The sequence below is a fragment of the Microbacterium sp. SS28 genome (assembly GCF_022761035.1).
Classification (GTDB): domain Bacteria; phylum Actinomycetota; class Actinomycetes; order Actinomycetales; family Microbacteriaceae; genus Microbacterium.
This window is the reverse complement of the sequence record NZ_JAKWJP010000006.1, coordinates 151147-168457: the sequence shown is the minus strand read 5'-3', so window position 1 is coordinate 168457 and position 17311 is coordinate 151147. Positions and strand designations below refer to the sequence as shown.

13 protein-coding genes are annotated in these 17311 nt (G+C 70.3%); 12 read left to right on the top strand and 1 reads right to left on the bottom strand.

The window, feature by feature from the left end:
* The first annotated feature begins 37 nt into the window (after window positions 1-37).
* From atpA to MJ607_RS17265, 5 genes are all read left to right on the top strand, one after another.
* Window positions 38-1678, top strand: coding sequence for a F0F1 ATP synthase subunit alpha (gene atpA, locus MJ607_RS17285; RefSeq protein ID WP_243076857.1), 1641 nt, complete (start codon window positions 38-40; stop codon window positions 1676-1678).
* Window positions 1679-1699: 21 nt separating this feature from the next.
* Window positions 1700-2593 carry a F0F1 ATP synthase subunit gamma gene (locus tag MJ607_RS17280; RefSeq protein WP_243076856.1) on the top strand — a complete coding sequence of 298 codons (894 nt, stop codon included), beginning with the start codon at window positions 1700-1702 and terminating at the stop codon, window positions 2591-2593.
* A gap of 20 nt (window positions 2594-2613) precedes the next feature.
* Window positions 2614-4062, top strand: a complete 1449-nt coding sequence (gene atpD, locus MJ607_RS17275) for a F0F1 ATP synthase subunit beta (protein WP_243076855.1) — start codon at window positions 2614-2616, stop codon at window positions 4060-4062.
* Window position 4063: 1 nt separating this feature from the next.
* The gene (locus MJ607_RS17270; protein WP_243076854.1) at window positions 4064-4324 is read left to right on the top strand and encodes a F0F1 ATP synthase subunit epsilon; all 261 of its coding nucleotides are present in this window, start codon (window positions 4064-4066) and stop codon (window positions 4322-4324) included.
* A 67-nt stretch (window positions 4325-4391) separates the two neighbouring features.
* Complete coding sequence (locus tag MJ607_RS17265) at window positions 4392-5141, top strand: YaaA family protein (protein ID WP_243076853.1); 750 nt, start codon at window positions 4392-4394, stop codon at window positions 5139-5141.
* Window positions 5142-5144: 3 nt separating this feature from the next.
* Here MJ607_RS17265 and MJ607_RS17260 read toward each other — a convergent pair whose 3' ends face one another.
* Window positions 5145-5648 carry a DUF4282 domain-containing protein gene (locus MJ607_RS17260; protein WP_243076852.1) on the bottom strand — a complete coding sequence of 168 codons (504 nt, stop codon included), beginning with the start codon at window positions 5646-5648 and terminating at the stop codon, window positions 5145-5147.
* A 171-nt stretch (window positions 5649-5819) separates the two neighbouring features.
* On the opposite strand from MJ607_RS17260, the gene MJ607_RS17255 reads away from it, so the two are divergent.
* From MJ607_RS17255 to MJ607_RS17225, 7 genes are all read left to right on the top strand, one after another.
* Entirely contained in the window at window positions 5820-6920 is a 1101-nt protein-coding gene (locus tag MJ607_RS17255; protein WP_243076851.1) for a DUF5684 domain-containing protein, read from the top strand.
* Between the two features lie 72 nt (window positions 6921-6992).
* The gene (locus MJ607_RS17250) at window positions 6993-7979 is read left to right on the top strand and encodes an aldo/keto reductase (RefSeq protein WP_243076850.1); all 987 of its coding nucleotides are present in this window, start codon (window positions 6993-6995) and stop codon (window positions 7977-7979) included.
* Between the two features lie 147 nt (window positions 7980-8126).
* Window positions 8127-9860, top strand: coding sequence for an ABC transporter ATP-binding protein (locus MJ607_RS17245; RefSeq protein WP_243076849.1), 1734 nt, complete (start codon window positions 8127-8129; stop codon window positions 9858-9860).
* On the top strand, window positions 9857-11950 hold the full coding sequence (locus MJ607_RS17240; protein ID WP_374238071.1) for an ABC transporter ATP-binding protein: 2094 nt from the start codon (window positions 9857-9859) through the stop codon (window positions 11948-11950). The genes MJ607_RS17245 and MJ607_RS17240 overlap by 4 nt, the downstream gene beginning before the upstream one ends.
* Before the next feature lie 50 nt (window positions 11951-12000).
* Window positions 12001-12804 carry a PP2C family serine/threonine-protein phosphatase gene (locus tag MJ607_RS17235; protein WP_374238070.1) on the top strand — a complete coding sequence of 268 codons (804 nt, stop codon included), beginning with the start codon at window positions 12001-12003 and terminating at the stop codon, window positions 12802-12804.
* 66 nt (window positions 12805-12870) lie between these two features.
* Complete coding sequence (locus MJ607_RS17230) at window positions 12871-15681, top strand: FtsK/SpoIIIE domain-containing protein (protein WP_243076848.1); 2811 nt, start codon at window positions 12871-12873, stop codon at window positions 15679-15681.
* 33 nt (window positions 15682-15714) lie between these two features.
* Entirely contained in the window at window positions 15715-17259 is a 1545-nt protein-coding gene (locus MJ607_RS17225; RefSeq protein WP_243076847.1) for an APC family permease, read from the top strand.
* Window positions 17260-17311: the final 52 nt, after the last annotated feature.

Below are 17311 nucleotides of genomic sequence, written 5' to 3'. Positions count from 1 at the left end.
CCGACTCACGGACGGCCTCACTGAACGAAGGAAGACAATGGCAGAAATCTCTATCAGCCCCGACGTCATCCGTGACGCGCTGAAGGACTTCGTCGCCGCGTACGAGCCCACGGGGGCGGCGGCGACCGAGGTCGGCACCGTCGTCGACGCGGCTGACGGCATCGCCCACGTCGAGGGACTGCCGGGCGTCATGGCGAACGAGCTCGTGACGTTCGAAGACGGCACCTCGGGCCTCGCGCTCAACCTCGACGAGCACGCCATCGGCGTCGTCGTCCTGGGCGAGTTCTCCGGCGTTCAGGCGGGCCAGCCGGTCACGCGCACCGGCGAGGTCCTCTCGGTTCCCGTCGGCGACGGATACCTCGGTCGTGTCGTCGACCCGCTCGGAAACCCGATCGACGGACTCGGCGCCATCGCCAGCGACGGCCGCCGCGCACTCGAGCTGCAGGCACCCGGCGTCATGCAGCGCAAGAGCGTCCACGAGCCGATGCAGACGGGCATCAAGGCCATCGACGCCATGATCCCGATCGGCCGCGGCCAGCGTCAGCTCATCATCGGCGACCGCCAGACGGGCAAGACGGCGATCGCGATCGACACGATCATCAATCAGCGCGCCAACTGGGAGTCGGGCGACGAGAACAAGCAGGTTCGCTGCATCTACGTCGCGATCGGCCAGAAGGGCTCGACGATCGCCTCCGTCAAGGGTGCGCTCGAAGACGCCGGCGCGCTGGAGTACACGACGATCGTCGCGGCTCCCGCCTCCGACCCGGCCGGCTTCAAGTACCTCGCCCCGTACACGGGCTCGGCCATCGGCCAGCACTGGATGTACCAGGGCAAGCACGTCCTGATCATCTTCGACGACCTCTCGAAGCAGGCCGAGGCGTACCGCGCCGTGTCGCTCCTGCTGCGCCGCCCGCCGGGCCGCGAGGCGTACCCCGGTGACGTCTTCTACCTGCACTCTCGTCTGCTCGAGCGCTGCGCGAAGCTGTCGGACGAGCTCGGCGCGGGTTCGATGACGGGCCTCCCGATCATCGAGACGAAGGCCAACGACGTCTCGGCGTACATCCCGACGAACGTCATCTCGATCACGGACGGTCAGATCTTCCTGCAGTCCGACCTGTTCAACGCCAACCAGCGTCCCGCGGTCGACGTGGGCATCTCGGTGTCGCGCGTCGGCGGCGACGCGCAGGTCAAGTCGATCAAGAAGGTCTCCGGCACGCTCAAGCTCGAGCTCGCCCAGTACCGCTCGCTCGAGGCATTCGCGATGTTCGCGAGCGACCTCGACGCGGCATCCCGTCGTCAGCTCGCCCGCGGTGCGCGCCTGACCGAGCTGCTCAAGCAGCCGCAGTACTCGCCGTACCCCGTCGAGGAGCAGGTCGTCTCGGTCTGGGCCGGCACGAAGGGCAAGCTCGACTCGCTCGCGGTCGAGGACGTCCTGCGGTTCGAGCGCGAGCTGCTGGACTACCTGCGCCGCAGCACGACGATCCTCGACACCCTGCGCGACACCAACGTGCTCGACGACGACACCGCCGCCGAGCTCGAGAAGGTCACCGACGCGTTCATCCTCGAGTTCCAGTCGGGCAAGGGCGGTCAGGCGATCGACAACCCCGGTCACGAGGAGTTCGAAGCGGCAGCAGCCGCCGACGTCAGCCAGGAGAAGATCGTCAAGGGTCGCCGCTAACGGCACCCCTGGACAGCAACCATGGGCGCTCAACTCAGGGTCTACAAGCAGAAGATCGCTTCTGCTCAGACGACCAAGAAGATCACGAAGGCGATGGAGCTCATCGCGGCTTCGCGCATCCAGAAGGCGATGGCGCGCGTGCGCACGTCGGCGCCGTTCGCTCGCGCCGTGACGCGCGCCGTCTCGGCGGTCGCGACGCACTCGAACGTCGAACACCCGCTGACGACGGAGCGGGAGACGATCCGGCGCTCGGCCGTCGTCATCTTCGCGTCCGACCGCGGACTCGCGGGCGCGTTCAACTCGCAGATCCTCCGCGAGGGGCTGCAGCTCGCGGAGCTCCTGCGCTCGCAGGGCAAGGAGCCGGTCTACTACCTCGTGGGCCGGAAGGCCGTCGGGTACTTCCAGTTCCGTCGCATGGAGAGCGCGGCCGAGTGGACGGGTGACACCGACACGCCGCACTTCCACACGGCAGAGGAGATCGCCGACGTCCTGCTCGACGCGTACGACCGCGGCGGCGACGCCGGGGGCGTGGACGAGATCAACCTCGTCTACAACCGCTTCATCAGCATGATGACGCAGTCGCCCGAGACCGTGCGGCTGCTGCCGCTCGAGGTCGTGGAAGCTGATGCATCGAGCACGCAGGTGTACCCGCTCTACGAGTTCGAGCCCGAGGCGGGCGTCGTCCTGGATGCGCTTCTGCCGGTGTACATCCAGAGCCGCGTCTTCAACGCGCTCCTGCAGTCGTCGGCCGCGAAGCACGCCGCGACCCAGAAGGCGATGAAGTCGGCGAGCGACAACGCCGACAAGCTCATCACCGACTACACGCGCCTGCGCAACAACGCGCGGCAGGCCGAGATCACGCAGCAGATCGCCGAGATCGTCGGCGGCGCCGACGCTCTGGCGTCGAGCAAGTAGACCTAGAAAGAGAAGAAGCCATGAGCCTCACCGCTGAGAAGACGGAAGCCCCCGCCACGGGCCGCGTCGCCCGCGTCACGGGTCCCGTCGTCGACATCGAGTTCCCGCACGACTCGATCCCCGACATCTACAACGCGCTCAAGACGACCGTCACGGTCGAGGGCGTCACGACCGAGTTCACGCTCGAGGTCGCGCAGCACCTCGGCGACGACCTCGTGCGCGCCATCGCCCTCAAGCCGACCGACGGCGTCGTGCGCGGCCAGGAGGTGCGCGACACCGGCGGCCCCATCACGGTGCCCGTGGGCGACGTGACCAAGGGTCGCGTCTTCAACGTGACCGGCGAGATCCTCAACGCCGAGCCGGGCGAGAAGATCGAGATCACCGAGCGCTGGGGCATCCACCGCAAGGCGCCGAGCTTCGACCAGCTCGAGTCGAAGACCCAGATGTTCGAGACGGGCATCAAGGTCATCGACCTCCTGACCCCGTACGTGCAGGGTGGCAAGATCGGCCTCTTCGGCGGCGCAGGCGTCGGCAAGACGGTGCTCATCCAGGAGATGATCCAGCGCGTCGCGCAGGACCACGGTGGCGTCTCGGTGTTCGCCGGCGTTGGCGAGCGCACGCGTGAGGGCAACGACCTCATCCACGAGATGGAAGAGGCGGGTGTCTTCGACAAGACGGCCCTCGTCTTCGGCCAGATGGACGAGCCGCCGGGAACGCGTCTGCGCGTCGCCCTCTCGGCCCTCACGATGGCCGAGTACTTCCGCGATGTGCAGAAGCAGGACGTCCTCCTGTTCATCGACAACATCTTCCGCTTCACGCAGGCGGGCTCCGAGGTCTCGACGCTGCTCGGCCGCATGCCGTCCGCGGTGGGCTACCAGCCCAACCTCGCGGACGAGATGGGTGTGCTCCAGGAGCGCATCACGTCGACGCGCGGCCACTCGATCACCTCGCTGCAGGCGATCTACGTCCCCGCCGACGACTACACCGACCCGGCGCCGGCCACGACGTTCGCGCACCTCGACGCGACGACCGAGCTCAGCCGCGAGATCGCGTCGAAGGGCCTTTACCCGGCCGTCGACCCGCTCTCCTCGACGAGCCGCATCCTCGACCCGCGCTACATCGGCGCCGACCACTACCGCGTCGCGACGGCCGTCAAGCAGATCCTCCAGAAGAACAAGGAACTGCAGGAGATCATCGCGATCCTCGGTGTCGACGAGCTCTCGGAAGAGGACAAGGTCGTCGTGTCGCGTGCACGCCGCATCCAGCAGTTCCTCTCGCAGAACACCTACATGGCCAAGAAGTTCACCGGCGTCGAGGGCTCCACTGTCCCGATCAAGGAGACGATCGAGTCGTTCGACGCGATCGTCAAGGGCGACTTCGACCACGTCGCCGAGCAGGCGTTCTTCAACGTCGGCGGCATCTCCGACGTCGAGGAGAAGTGGTCGCAGATCCAGAAGGAGAACGGCTGACATGCCGCTCAAGGTGAGTCTCGTCTCCGCAGAGTCGGAGGTGTGGGCGGGGGAGGCGTCGCTCGTCGTCGCCAAGACCGTCCTCGGCGAGATCGGCTTCATGCCCGGTCACGAGCCCGTCCTCGCGGTGCTCGCGGAAGGCCAGGTGCGCATCACGCAGGCCGACGGCACGAAGATCATCGCCAACGCGCAGGACGGCTTCCTGTCGATGGACGGCGACGAGATCTCGATCGTGGCAGGAAACGCCGCGCTCATCGCCTGATCGAATCATCTGACGCGCGCCGCCCGGATCACTCCGGGCGGCGCGCGCCGTTCGTGGAGGACCCGACGTGCTGATCCTTCTGCCCCCGTCCGAGACGAAGAGTCCCGGGGGGACGCCTCGACCCGTCGACCTCGAGGCGCTCGCGCTCCCGTCCCTGCGCGCGCAGCGCGCGCGGGTGCTCGCGGCCCTCGAAGAGCTGTCGACGGATGCCGCGACCGCAGCCCGCGTCCTCAAGCTCGGTGCGACGCAGCTCGGCGACATCGAGGACAACGCCCGCGTGACGACGGCGCCCACCATGGCCGCCGTCGATCGCTACACGGGGGTGCTCTTCGACGCGCTGGACGCGGCATCCCTCGACGGCAGGGCGCGCTCGTGGCTGGGACGCAACGTCCTCATCCACTCCGCCCCGTTGGGCCCTGTCGGGGCGCTCGACCGCATCCCGACGTATCGGCTGGGCGCGTCGACGTCGCTCCCCGGCGTCCCGCCGCTGCGGCGCCTCTGGGCCGAATCCGTCTCGCACGCCCTCGCCGAGGCCGCGCCCGGGTTCGTGCTCGATCTGCGCTCGGAGGCGTACGTCGCCCTCGGGCCGGTTGCGGCATCAGTCCCCTCCGCCTATGTGCGCATCGTGACCGAGGGCGACGGCGGCGCGGTGCGCGCGCTCAACCACTTCAACAAGCACGCCAAGGGCGCGCTCGTTCGCCGGCTCGCCCTCGAACGTCCGCGGATCGGCTCGCGCGCGGGATTCGTGAAGTGGGCGGATGCCGCAGGCATCCGCGTGCGCCAGGGCGCGGCGGGCGCGCTCGAGCTCTTCGCGTAGCGGTCAGCGCCGCGTGTTGTCGGCAGTCCGCTGCGTGTTCTCGGCGATCGCTATGAGCGCCACCACCGCTTCGATGATGAAGCGGAGCACGACGATCGCGAGGAACGTCGCTATCGGCACGAGGATGATCGTCGCGACGAGGAGCGAGACACCCGCGCCGACGTTGAACGAGAGCAGGTCGATGCCGCCCACGATCCCCCGCACGAACCAGACGAGGAATCCGATGCCGATCGCGATGAGGCCGACGACGTAGAACGCGCTCGCGAGCCGCCGCGTGATGAACGTGCGGAACGAGATGTCGAACAGCGCGCTCAGGAAGCCGCGGCCGATGTCGGACGCGTCGCCGACGGCACGCGGGACGCCGGTGTCGTCGGGGTCCACGGCGGGGTCGTACGTCCGCGCGGGGCCTGTGCCGGCCGCGCCGGGCGTCGTGGCGGATCGCCGGGCAGCCGCCTCGCCCGCGGGCTGTTCGGGGAGAGGCGGAGGGGTGGGGGTCGTGTCGCTCATGGGAGGCTCCTTCCGCGAGGGTTCATCGCCAGGCTAGCGAGGGCGGGGCGCCGCGGCGAGTCGCCGCGGCGAAGACTGCCACGGCCCGATCCGCATCGCTAGCATGTGAGTCGTCGGGGCGGAGCGTCCCGCGGCGTGGTGACACGTCCGTCTGTTCCGGAAAGGGACACCATGTACGACTATGGCGACGGTGGGTTCGGCCTCTTCCTGGCCGTCTTCGCATTATTCGCATGGATCATCGGGATCGCGTTCTACGTCATCGGTTCGTGGTTCCTCATGAAGATCTTCGACAAGGCGGGCGTCCAGGGTCGCTGGCGCGCGTGGGTTCCCGTCTACAACACGATGGTGTTCTCGAAGCTCGGCGACCTGAGTCCGTGGCTCGTGCTGTACGGCATCGGCGCCGCCTTCCTCCTCGGCTTCGTCGGGCTCGGCTGGGTGGGCTCGCTCGCGGCGTTCGTCGTGACCCTGCTCGCCGCGTGGCGCGTCGGACTCAAGCTGCAGAAGGAAGCCGCCTGGGTCGTCCTGTACTTCTTCCTCCCGATCGTGTGGCTCGGCATCGCGGGCTTCGACAAGTCGCGCTGGAACACCGCCGTCGCCCCGGCTCCCTGGGCGGGCAACGGATTCCTCGGCGACAGGACGGTCTGGGCGGGCGTCCCCGCCCAGTCGAGCGGCTACGCCGCGCCGCCCGCGGGCTACGCCGCCCCCGGCGTCTACCCGCCCGCGGCCCCCGGCGCGTACCCGCCACCCGCCCCGGGCGCGTACCCGCCGCCCCCGGCCGGCTACACCCCGCCCCCCACGGCGTACACCGAGCCGCCCGCCTACGCGCCGCCGGCCGCGGGTGAGCCGCCCGCGGGCTACACGCCCGCCCCGTCCGCAGCGCCCGCCGCCGAGCCGCCCGCATACGAGCCGCCGACTGCGCCGGAGGCACCCGCCGGCTACACGCCTGCGCCCGCCGCGGCCTCGGCTCCCGAGCCGCCCGCGGCCCCCGGAGCCCCGGAGGCGCCCGCCGCACCCGAGCCCCCGGCAGCCCCCGAGCCGCCGGCAGCTCCCGAGACTCCCGTCGCACCGGCCGAGCCGCCCGTCGTCCCCGAGCCGCCGGTCGAGCCGGCACCGCCCGTCACTCCGGAGCCGGCACCTCCCGTGACGCCGGAGCCGCCCGTCGCGCCCGAGCCCGAGCCGCCGGTCCCGCCCGCGGCGCCCGACGAGCCGACGATCGACTTCGGATCGCCGGCGGCTCCCGAGCCCGACGAGCCGCCCGCGCCCAAGGCCTGATCGCCACCGTGAACCCCCGCCCCGGCGGGGGTTCACGCGCGTCTGGGCAGGCGCGCGGGATACCGTGAGGGCATGACCTCCGCTGCCGTCCCCCTCCGTCGCGTCGGCTCGTCCGGCCTGCTCGTCTCCGCCGTCGGCCTCGGCTGCAACAACTTCGGCCGCGCCGGCACGAAGACCGAGACGATCGGCGGAACACGCGACGTTCTGGACGCCGCGATCGACGAGGGGGTCACGTTCCTCGACACGGCCGACATCTACGGACGCGAGCCCGGTCTGTCCGAGACCCTCATGGGCGAGGCGCTCGTGGGGCGTCGCGATCAGGTCATCCTCGCGACGAAGTTCGGCCACGCCGACTTCGCACCCGGAGTCCTCGGCGGGGCGAAGGCGTCGCGCACGCACGTGCGGCGCGCGGTCGAGGCATCCCTCCGCCGTCTTCAGACCGACTGGATCGATCTGTACCAGCTGCACACACCGGACTCCGCGACCCCGATCGAGGAGACCCTCGACGCGCTCGGCGACCTCGTCCGGGAGGGCAAGGTGCGCTACTTCGGCCACTCCAACTTCGCGGGGTGGGAGATCGCCGAGGCGCACTTCGTCGCGCGTGAGCGCCGTGCGATCCCGTTCGTGTCGGCGCAGAACCAGTACAGCCTGCTCGCGCGGGGTGCCGAGCGCAACGTGCTCCGGGCCGTCGAGCGGTACGGGCTGGGCTTCTTCCCGTTCTTCCCTCTGCACAACGGCCTGCTGACGGGCAAGTTCACTCGGGATGCCGCGCCCGCCGACTCGCGGATCATGCGGCAGCGCCCGCATCTGTACGAGAACGCGCCGTGGGACGCGCTCGAGGCGTACCAGGCCTTCTGCGACGAGCAGGGGATCACGATGCTCGAGGCGACATTCGGGTGGTTCCTGGCGCGGCCCTCGGTCGCGAGCGTCATCGCGGGGGCGACGACCCCCGAGCAGGTGCGCGCCAACGCGGCCGCCGCGACGGCGTGGATTCCGACGGCGGCCGACCTCGCGGCGATCGACGCGATCTTCGCGCCGTCGCCCGCCGCCGACATGTGACCTCCGCGGGGGAGCGGGAGCGGCATCCGCTCCCCGGTTCGCTCTCAGCGCACGCCCCGCGGTTGGACGACCGCGGGGGACTGGCGTAGCGTCATTCGACGTGCGCGGCCGCTCGATGCGGATGTCGCCGCGCGCGAAAGGACCACTGTGCTCGGCAAGCTGCTCGTCCGCTACTTGAGCCCCGCGTGGCTCCTCATCATCGGCGTCGTCCTCTTCCAGCTCGCGCAGTCGATCGCGTCGCTCATGCTGCCGACCCTCAACGCGAACATCATCGACAACGGCGTCGTCACGGGTGACATCGAATACATCTGGCAGACCGGCGTCGTCATGCTCGGCATCAGCCTCGTGCAGGTCGTGTGCTCGATCGTCGCCGTCTATTTCGGCTCCCGCCTCGCGATGGGCATGGGGCGCGACCTGCGCGGCGACCTCTTCCACCGCGTCGTCGCGTTCTCGCAGCGCGAGGTGGGCCAGTTCGGGGCGCCCTCGCTCATCACCCGCAACACGAACGACGTGCAGCAGGTGCAGATGCTCGTGCAGGTCTCGGCGACGCTCATGATCTCGGCGCCGATGCTCGCGATCGGCGGCGTCATCATGGCCGTGCGTCAGGACGCCGGGCTCTCGTGGCTCATGGCGGTCGCGATCCCGATCCTGCTCATCATCGTCGGTCTGATCGTCGTGCGGATGGTCCCCGCGTTCACGCAGATGCAGAAGAAGATCGACCGCGTCAACCAGATCATGCGCGAGCAGCTGACCGGCATCCGTGTCATCCGCGCCTTCGTGCGCGAGCGCGAGGAGCGCGCCCGCTTCGAGGACGCGAGCCTCGACGTCATGCAGACGGGCCTGCGCGCCGGCAACCTCATGGCGCTCATGTTCCCCGCCGTCATGCTCGTCATGAACGTCTCGAGCGTCGCGGTGATCTGGTTCGGCGCGTTCCAGGTGCAGAACAACGGCGTCGAGATCGGCACGCTGTTCGCCTTCCTCAACTACCTCATGCAGATCCTCATGGGCGTCATGATGGCGACCTTCATGTTCGTCATGATCCCGCGCGCCGCCGTCTGTGCGAACCGCATCGGCGACGTGCTCGACACCGAGCCCTCCGTCGCCGCACCCGCCGACCCCGCCGCGCCGCCGGCGATGCGCGGGAGCATCGAGTTCGAGCACGTCGACTTCGCCTACCCGGCTGCCGAGGAGGCCGTGCTGCACGACCTCACCTTCACCGTCGCCCCCGGCACCACGACCGCCATCATCGGCTCGACGGGCGCCGGCAAGACGACTCTCGTGGGCCTCGTGCCGCGGCTCTTCGACGTCACGGGAGGCGTCGTCCGCATCGACGGCCTCGACGTGCGGGAGTACGACCCCGACCTCCTGTGGCGGCGCATCGGGCTCATCCCGCAGCGGGCGTTCCTGTTCTCGGGGACCGTCGCCTCGAACCTCCGGTACGGCGACGAGGACGCGACCGACGAGGAGCTCTGGCGCGCGCTCGAGCTCGCGCAGGCGAAGGGCTTCGTGGAGGCGATGGAAGGCGGCCTCGACGCCCCCATCTCGCAAGGCGGCACGAACGTCTCGGGCGGCCAGCGCCAGCGGCTCGCGATCGCACGCGCGCTCGTCAAACAGCCCGCGATCCACGTCTTCGACGACTCGTTCTCCGCGCTGGATCTCAGGACGGATGCCGCGCTCCGGCGCGCTCTCGACACGCACCTGCCCGACACGACGCGTCTCGTCGTGGCCCAGCGGGTCACGACGATCCAGCAGGCCGACCAGATCATCGTCCTCGACCACGGTCGCATGGTCGGCGTGGGAACCCACGACGATCTCCTCGACACGAACGAGACCTACCGCGAGATCGTCGATTCGCAGCTCGCGGCGGAGGCGGCGGCATGAGCGGCTCCCAGGCGAACACCGGCGCCGCGACCACGCAGGCGGCACCGCGGCGCATCCCGATGCAGCGCGGGCCCATGGGTCAGGCGGGACCGGGGGAGAAGGCGCAGAACTTCGGACCGAGCGCCCGGCGACTGCTCGGCACGCTCCGCAGCGATCGGCCGCTGCTGATCCTCGTGCTCGTGCTCGCCGTCCTGAGCGTTGCGCTGTCGGTCATCGGGCCCAAGCTGCTCGGCGAGGCGACGAACGTCGTCTTCGCGGGCTTCGTCTCGCTCCAGACGCCCCCGGGCATGACGCGGCAGCAGGTCATCGACGGGCTCATCGCGCAGGGCAACGAGCAGCAGGCCGAGATGCTCTCGGCGATGGATTTCGTGCCGGGTGCGGGCATCGACTTCGACAAGCTCTTGATGATCGTGCTCGTGACCCTCGCGGTCTACGTCTTCGCGAGCCTCTTCGGCTGGCTGCAGGCCCGCATCCTCAACGGCGTGGTCCAGCGCGCGATGAACCGGCTGCGCATGGACGTCGAGGACAAGATCCAGCGCCTGCCGCTGCGATACTTCGACCGGGTGCAGCGCGGCGAGCTTCTGAGCCGCGTCACGAACGACGTCGACAACATCGGCCAGACGATGCAGCAGACGCTCTCGCAGGTCGTCATCTCGCTCCTGACGGTCATCGGCGTGCTCGTCATGATGTTCATCATCTCGCCGCTCCTGGCGACCATCGCCCTCGTGACGATCCCCCTCACGATCGTCATCACGGTGCTCGTCGCGAAGCGCTCGCAGAAGCTCTTCGTCGCGCAGTGGGCGGCGACGGGCAAGCTCAACGCCCGCGTCGAGGAGACCTTCTCGGGCCATTCGATCGTCAAGGTGTTCGGCCACCAGAGAGAGGTCGAGGCGGAGTTCCGCGACGAGAACGAAGAGGTGTACCGCGCGAGCTTCGGCGCCCAGTTCCTGTCCGGCATCATCATGCCCGCGATGATGTTCATCGGGAATCTCGTCTACGTCGCGATCGCCGTCATCGGCGGCATCCAGGTGGCGGCCGGGCTCATGTCGATCGGCGATGTGCAGGCGTTCATCCAGTACTCGCGCCAGTTCACGCAGCCGCTCAGTCAGCTCGGCTCGATGGCGAACCTCCTGCAGTCCGGCGTCGCGAGCGCCGAGCGCGTCTTCGAACTGCTCGACGAGGAGGAGGAGCCCGTCGACCCCGAGTCGCCCGACACCGCCCCGGAGTCGGCGAGCCACCTCGCCTTCGAGGGCGTCTCGTTCCGCTACGTCGCCGACAAGCCGCTCATCGAAGAGCTTTCGCTCGAGGCGACGCCGGGGAGCACTGTCGCGATCGTCGGCCCGACGGGCGCCGGCAAGACGACGCTCGTCAACCTCATCATGCGGTTCTACGACGTCGACGGCGGGCGCATCACGCTCGACGGCGTCGACACGCGGCTCATGACGCGGGACGACCTGCGCGCGCGCACCGGCATGGTGCTGCAGGACACGTGGCTGTTCGCCGGCACGATCCGCGAGAACATCGCCTACGGCCGGCCCGGCGCGACCGAAGAGGAGATCATCGAGGCCGCGACCGCCGCCTACGTCGATCGCTTCGTCCACGCGCTCCCGGACGGCTACGACACGATGCTCGACGACGAGGCGACGAACCTCAGCGTCGGCGAGCGCCAGCTCGTGACGATCGCGCGCGCCTTCCTCGCCGACCCCCGCATCCTCATCCTCGACGAGGCGACGTCGTCGGTCGACACGCGCACGGAGCTGCTCATCCAGCGCGCGATGTCGCGGCTGCGCGCCGATCGGACGGCGTTCGTCATCGCGCACCGCCTCTCGACGATCCGGGATGCGGATCTCATCCTCGTGATGGAGAGCGGCGCGATCGTCGAGCAGGGCTCGCACGACGAGCTCCTCCGCGCACGGGGAGCGTACTGGCGTCTCTACAACGCACAGTTCGAGGCCGCGATCGACGACGAGGAAGCGGCCGCGCCCGCTCCGGCCCCCGTTCCGCAGCTGCCGACGGCCGCGACGCTGCTCGCAGCCGCGACCGACGAGGAGGAGTTCGAGGCCCTCGAGGGACCGTCCACTAGTATGTGAGCACATCGGCGGATCGTCCGTCCGCCATAGGCCACGGGAGGAATTGCGGCGTGTCCGGAGTATCCGCCCAGCAGCGATCAGTGCGGTTCGGCGATCGCGCGCAGAGCGGCGCGATCGACCTGACGTGGGCGTCCGTGACCGACACGGGTCGCCGGCGCGAGATCAATCAGGACGCGCTGCTCACGGCCTTCCCGCTCTTCGTCGTGGCCGACGGAATGGGCGGTCACCTCGGAGGCGAGATCGCGAGCGCGAGCACCGTCGACCGCATGCGCGGTGTCGTGGACGCGGGTCGCGTGACCTCGAAGACGATCGAGAAGGGCCTCGCGCGGGCCGTCAAGGACATCGCCTCGCACCCCGAGACGACGGACGACGGCACGGGCACGACGCTGACGGGGGTCTACCTCGACGACTCCCACACGCCGCCCCAGTGGGTGACACTCAACATCGGGGACTCGCGGGTCTACCTCCTGCGCGACGGCGTCCTCGCTCAGGTCACGACCGATCACTCGGTCGTCCAGGAGCTCATGGCGGCAGGGCGGCTGAGTCCCGAAGAGGCCGAGAACCACCCGTACGGCAACGTCATCACGCGCGCCGTCGGGCCGAGCGAGGGTGCGACGCCCGACTACGTCCGCCTCGACGTCGCCGACGGCGATCGCTTCGTCATCTGCTCCGACGGGCTCACGAAAGAGCTCACGGACTACGGCATCCAGCACTTCCTGGACGCGCATCCCGATCCCGCCGAGGCCGTCACGGCGATGCTCGACGCGGCGCTCGAGAACGGCGGTCGCGACAACGTCACGATCATCGTCCTGGATGTCGCGGTGCGCACGGACTCCTCCACAGCCGCAGGCTGACGCGGCGCCATCCACCGATCGGTGCGGGCCCGGCCCGGCGCCGGTGGCGGCGGCTTCACTGGTGCCGTGTCGCCCATCGCCCCGCCGCCGCTCCACGCCGACCCGGATGATCTCCTCGACGAGCCGCTGGCACTCCCCGCCGAGCCGACGACCGCCGCGCGCGCTCCCGTCCCCGTGCTCGCCATGATCGTGCCGCTCGCGGGCGCCGTGGTGCTGTGGCTCGTGACGGGTTCCGCCCTCTCGCTGTGGCTCGCGCTCCTCGGTCCGCTCCTCGCGGGGGCGAGCTTCCTCGACGGCAGGCGGGCGGCGCGCCGCGAGCGACGCCGGGCGACCGCCGAGACGGATGCCGCGCACGCCCGCATCGCCACGGCGATCGATGCGCGACACGATCGTGAGCGCGCGCGGCGGAGGGAGCAGCATCCCGATGTCGCGAGCTTTCTCGCGAGCACAGGCGAGATCTGGAGACCCGTTCCCACGCGCGGGCTCGGACTCGTCGTCGGGACGGGCGCCGTACCCAGCGCCATGCAGGTGTCGGGCGGCGGCGCGGACGAGCGCAGCACGGCGCTCCGGCGCCGCGCGCGGATCGTGTCGGACGCACCGGTTGTGATCCCCGCCTCGGGCGGGATCGCCGTGGCGGGACCCCCGGCGCTCGCGGCCGCCGTTGTGCGAGCCCTCGTCCTGCAGGCTTGCCTCGTGCATCCGCCGGGTGAGCTGCGGATCCTGGGGACGCTCGGCGACGAGGATCGGTGGGTGGAGCGCCTGCCGCATCGGCGCGCGACGACGGGCATCGCGCTCGCCGTGGTGGGGGCCGGCGCCGCAGTGCCGGCCGATGCCGAGATGGCGATCGTCCGCGCCGATCCCGCCGCGCGCACCCCGCCGCCGTGCGCCGCGCACCTGACGGTGGACTCGCCAGGGCGCGCGCGACTCGATGCCGGGGGTGACGTGCGAGAGGTCGCGATCGAAGGCGTGTCGCTCGCCCAGGCCGAAGAGATCGCGCGCCGGCTCGCGACGCTCGCCGAGGCGCTGCCCGGACACGGCGCGATCGACCAGCCGGCCGTGCTGTTCGCCGCGCTCCCGCCGGGGTCGCACGCCGCGGGACTCAGCGCCGTCATCGGGCTCGACGACGGCGCGCCCGCGGTGGTCGACCTCGTGGCGGACGGGCCGCACGCCGTTGTGGCGGGGATGACGGGCAGCGGCAAGAGCGAGCTGCTCGTGACGTGGGTGCTCGCGCTGTGCGCGTCGCGGTCGGCCCGCGAAGTGAGCTTCCTGCTCGCGGATTTCAAGGGCGGGACGGCGTTCGACGCCCTCGCGGGCCTGCCGCACGTGACGGGCGTCATCACCGACCTCGACGGCGCGGGCGCGCGGCGTGCGATCGAGAGCCTGCGCGCCGAAGTGCGGTGGCGCGAGGGCGAGCTCGCGCGATGCGGCGCCCGCGACATCCTCGATCCGCGGGTCGACCTCCCGCGGCTCGTCGTCGTGGTCGACGAGTTCGCGGCGCTCCTCGGCGATCACCCCGAGCTGCATGCCGTCTTCACCGACATCGCGGCGCGCGGCCGGGCGCTCGGCATGCACCTCGTGCTGGGCACGCAGCGCGTCGCCGGGGTCGTCCGTGACGCCCTCCTCGCGAATTGCCCCTTGCGCGTGAGCCTGCGCGTCGCCGACACCGCCGACAGCCGCGCCGTCGTGGGAACGGATGACGCTGCCCGGCTCCCGGGCGGAGCGGCCGGGAGGGGTCTCGCCCTCGTGCGGCGCTCAGGCGATCCCGCCCCGCGGCGCGTGCGGATCGCGCTTTCGACACGTGACGACATCGCGGCGATCGCCGCGACCGCCGACGACCACCGGCCGCGCCGGCCGTGGCTGCCCGACCTCCCTCGCCGCATCGAGCTCGCGGAGCTCGCCCGCGGCGACCTGCCGTCCGATGAGCTGGTGCTGGGACTCGCCGACGAGCCCGAACGGCAGCGCCAGGTCGCGATCGGCATCGCTGCGCGGGATCGGGGCGTGCTCGTCGTCGGTGCCGCGGGCATGGGCAAGTCGACCGCGCTGCGGACGCTGGCCGCACAGGCCGCTGCGCCGATCATCCTCCCCTCCGATCCGGAGGGCGCCTGGGATGCCGTCGCGGCGCTCGCCGAATCGCCGGGACCGCGCGGCACGGTCGTCGTGATCGACGACCTCGATGCCCTCGCGGCGCGCTTCCCGCACGAATACGCCGCCGAGCTCCTCGAGCGGCTCGAGCGGGTCGTGCGCGGCGCGGGCGACTCGGGGCTGCTCGTCCTCGCCTCCGCGCAGCGGCTGACGGGAGGAGCCGCGCGGATCGCCGAGCTGCTGCCGCGGCGCGTGCTGCTCGGGGCGCCCACGCGCGCCGAGTACATCGCGGCCGGGGGAGAGGCCGCGCACCATGCACCGGGCCAGCCTCCTGGGCGCGCACGGCTCGACGGGCGCGCGCTCCAGATCGCGGTGGAGCACGGGCGAGCGTCCGCGCCTGCGCACGCCGACGCGCCCTGGACTCCCGGCGAGGGGCTCACGGGCTTCGTCGCACGGCGATCGGCGGCGGCGCGGGCCGCGCTCGCCGAGTGGGAGCGGCAGGGCATCCGGATCGTCCCGGTGGCCGAGGCATCCCTTGATCAGCCTGTGGGAGGGGTCGTGCTCGCGGGCGACGCCGAGGACTGGCAGCGCAGCTGGCAGCTCCTGACCGGCATCCGCAACGATCACGCGCTCGTCATCGACCAGTCGGTCGCGGCCGACTTCAGAGCGCTGAGTGCCGATCGCACCCTGCCGCCGTACTGCGCGCCGGGGCGCGCGCGGGCCTGGCTGTGCCGGGACGGCCTCCCGGCCGCGCGCATCACCCTTCCCGGTGGGGAAGCGGGGCGGATCGCTTGACCGCGGGCGAGCGAGGCGCTTACGTTACGCATTGTGTCTACTACCCCCATCAACCTGGACCGGCCCGACGGAAAAGGTCTGAAGGCGGGGGCGCTCGGGCTCTGGGGCTCGACCGTCATCGGCCTCGCCTCCACAGCGCCCGCCTACTCCCTCGTCGCGACCCTCGGCTGGGTCGTGCTCGCCGTCGGCGGCCAGGCCCCCATCGCCTTCGTCCTCGCATTCATCCCGATGCTGTTCATCGCGTTCGCCTACCGAGAGCTCAACAACGCCGTGCCCGACTGCGGCACGACGTTCACGTGGGGCACCAAGGCCTTCGGACCGTGGATCGGCTGGATGGGCGGCTGGGGCGTGGCAGTGGCCGGCATGGTCGTGCTCGCCAACCTCGCCCAGATCGCCTCCATCTACTTCTGGGACCTCCTCGGCTTCAGCTTCGAGGAGAACAACGACTGGCGCATCCTCCTCGTCGGCGTCATCTTCATTGCGGCCATGACATGGGTGTCGTGGCGCGGTGTCGAGATCGGCGAGCGCATCCAGAACGTGCTGCTCGGCATCCAGTACCTCGCCCTCGCGATCTTCGTCGTCGCGGCGCTGTGGCACTTCTTCGCAGGAACGGCGCCGAACCCGACGCCCTTCGACTGGGCCTGGTTCAACCCGTTCGCGTTCACCGACTGGGGCGCCTTCATCGAGGCGATCCTGCTCGCGATCTTCATCTACTGGGGCTGGGACACGTGCCTCGCGCTCAATGAAGAGACGAAGGACCCCAAGCGCATCCCCGGGCGGGCAGCCCTGCTGACGACGGTCATCCTCCTCGTCACCTACGTCTCGGTCACGGTCGCGGCGATGATGTACGCGGGCCTCGGCGAGACGGGCAGCGGTCTCGGCAACGAAGCGAACGCCGACGACTTCTTCCTGGCCATCAAGGATGGTCTGCTCGGCCCGATGGGCTGGCTGCTCGTCGTGGCGGTCATGATCTCCGCGATCTCGTCGACGCAGACGACGATCCTCCCGACGGCGCGGGGAACGCTCGCGATGGCGGCCTACAAGGCGCTGCCGCGGAGGTTCGCGACCGTGCACCCGCAGTACAAGACGCCGTCATTCTCGACGCTCGTGATGGGTGTCGTGGCGATCGCGTACTACGTGGGGATCTCGCTCATCAGCGACAACATCCTCCAGGACTCGATCCTCTCGCTGGGGCTCGCCATCGCGTTCTACTACGCGATCACGGGCTTCGCGTGCGTCTGGTACTTCCGCCGCTCGCTGTTCGACACACCCCGCAACTTCTTCTACCGGTTCCTCTTCCCGCTGCTGGGCGGGCTCATGCTGACGTACGCGTTCGTGCAGTCGGCCATCGACATGTACGACCCCGAATACGGCTACAGCGTGCTGCTCGGGATCGGCGGCACGTTCGTCATGGGCATCGGCGCGCTCGCGGTCGGCGTGCTGCTGATGTTCCTGTGGTTCTTCTTCCCGCGGTCGAAGCCGTTCTTCCGCGGCGAGTCGCTCAACGAAGACACCGAGGTCCTGGTGCCTGAAGAGCCGGGCGACTTCGTGCGTTCGGTCGACGGCGGGCTGGCCTGACGCAGGACTCTCGACAAGAGGAGGCTCCCGGACGCCGCGGCTGCGGCATCCG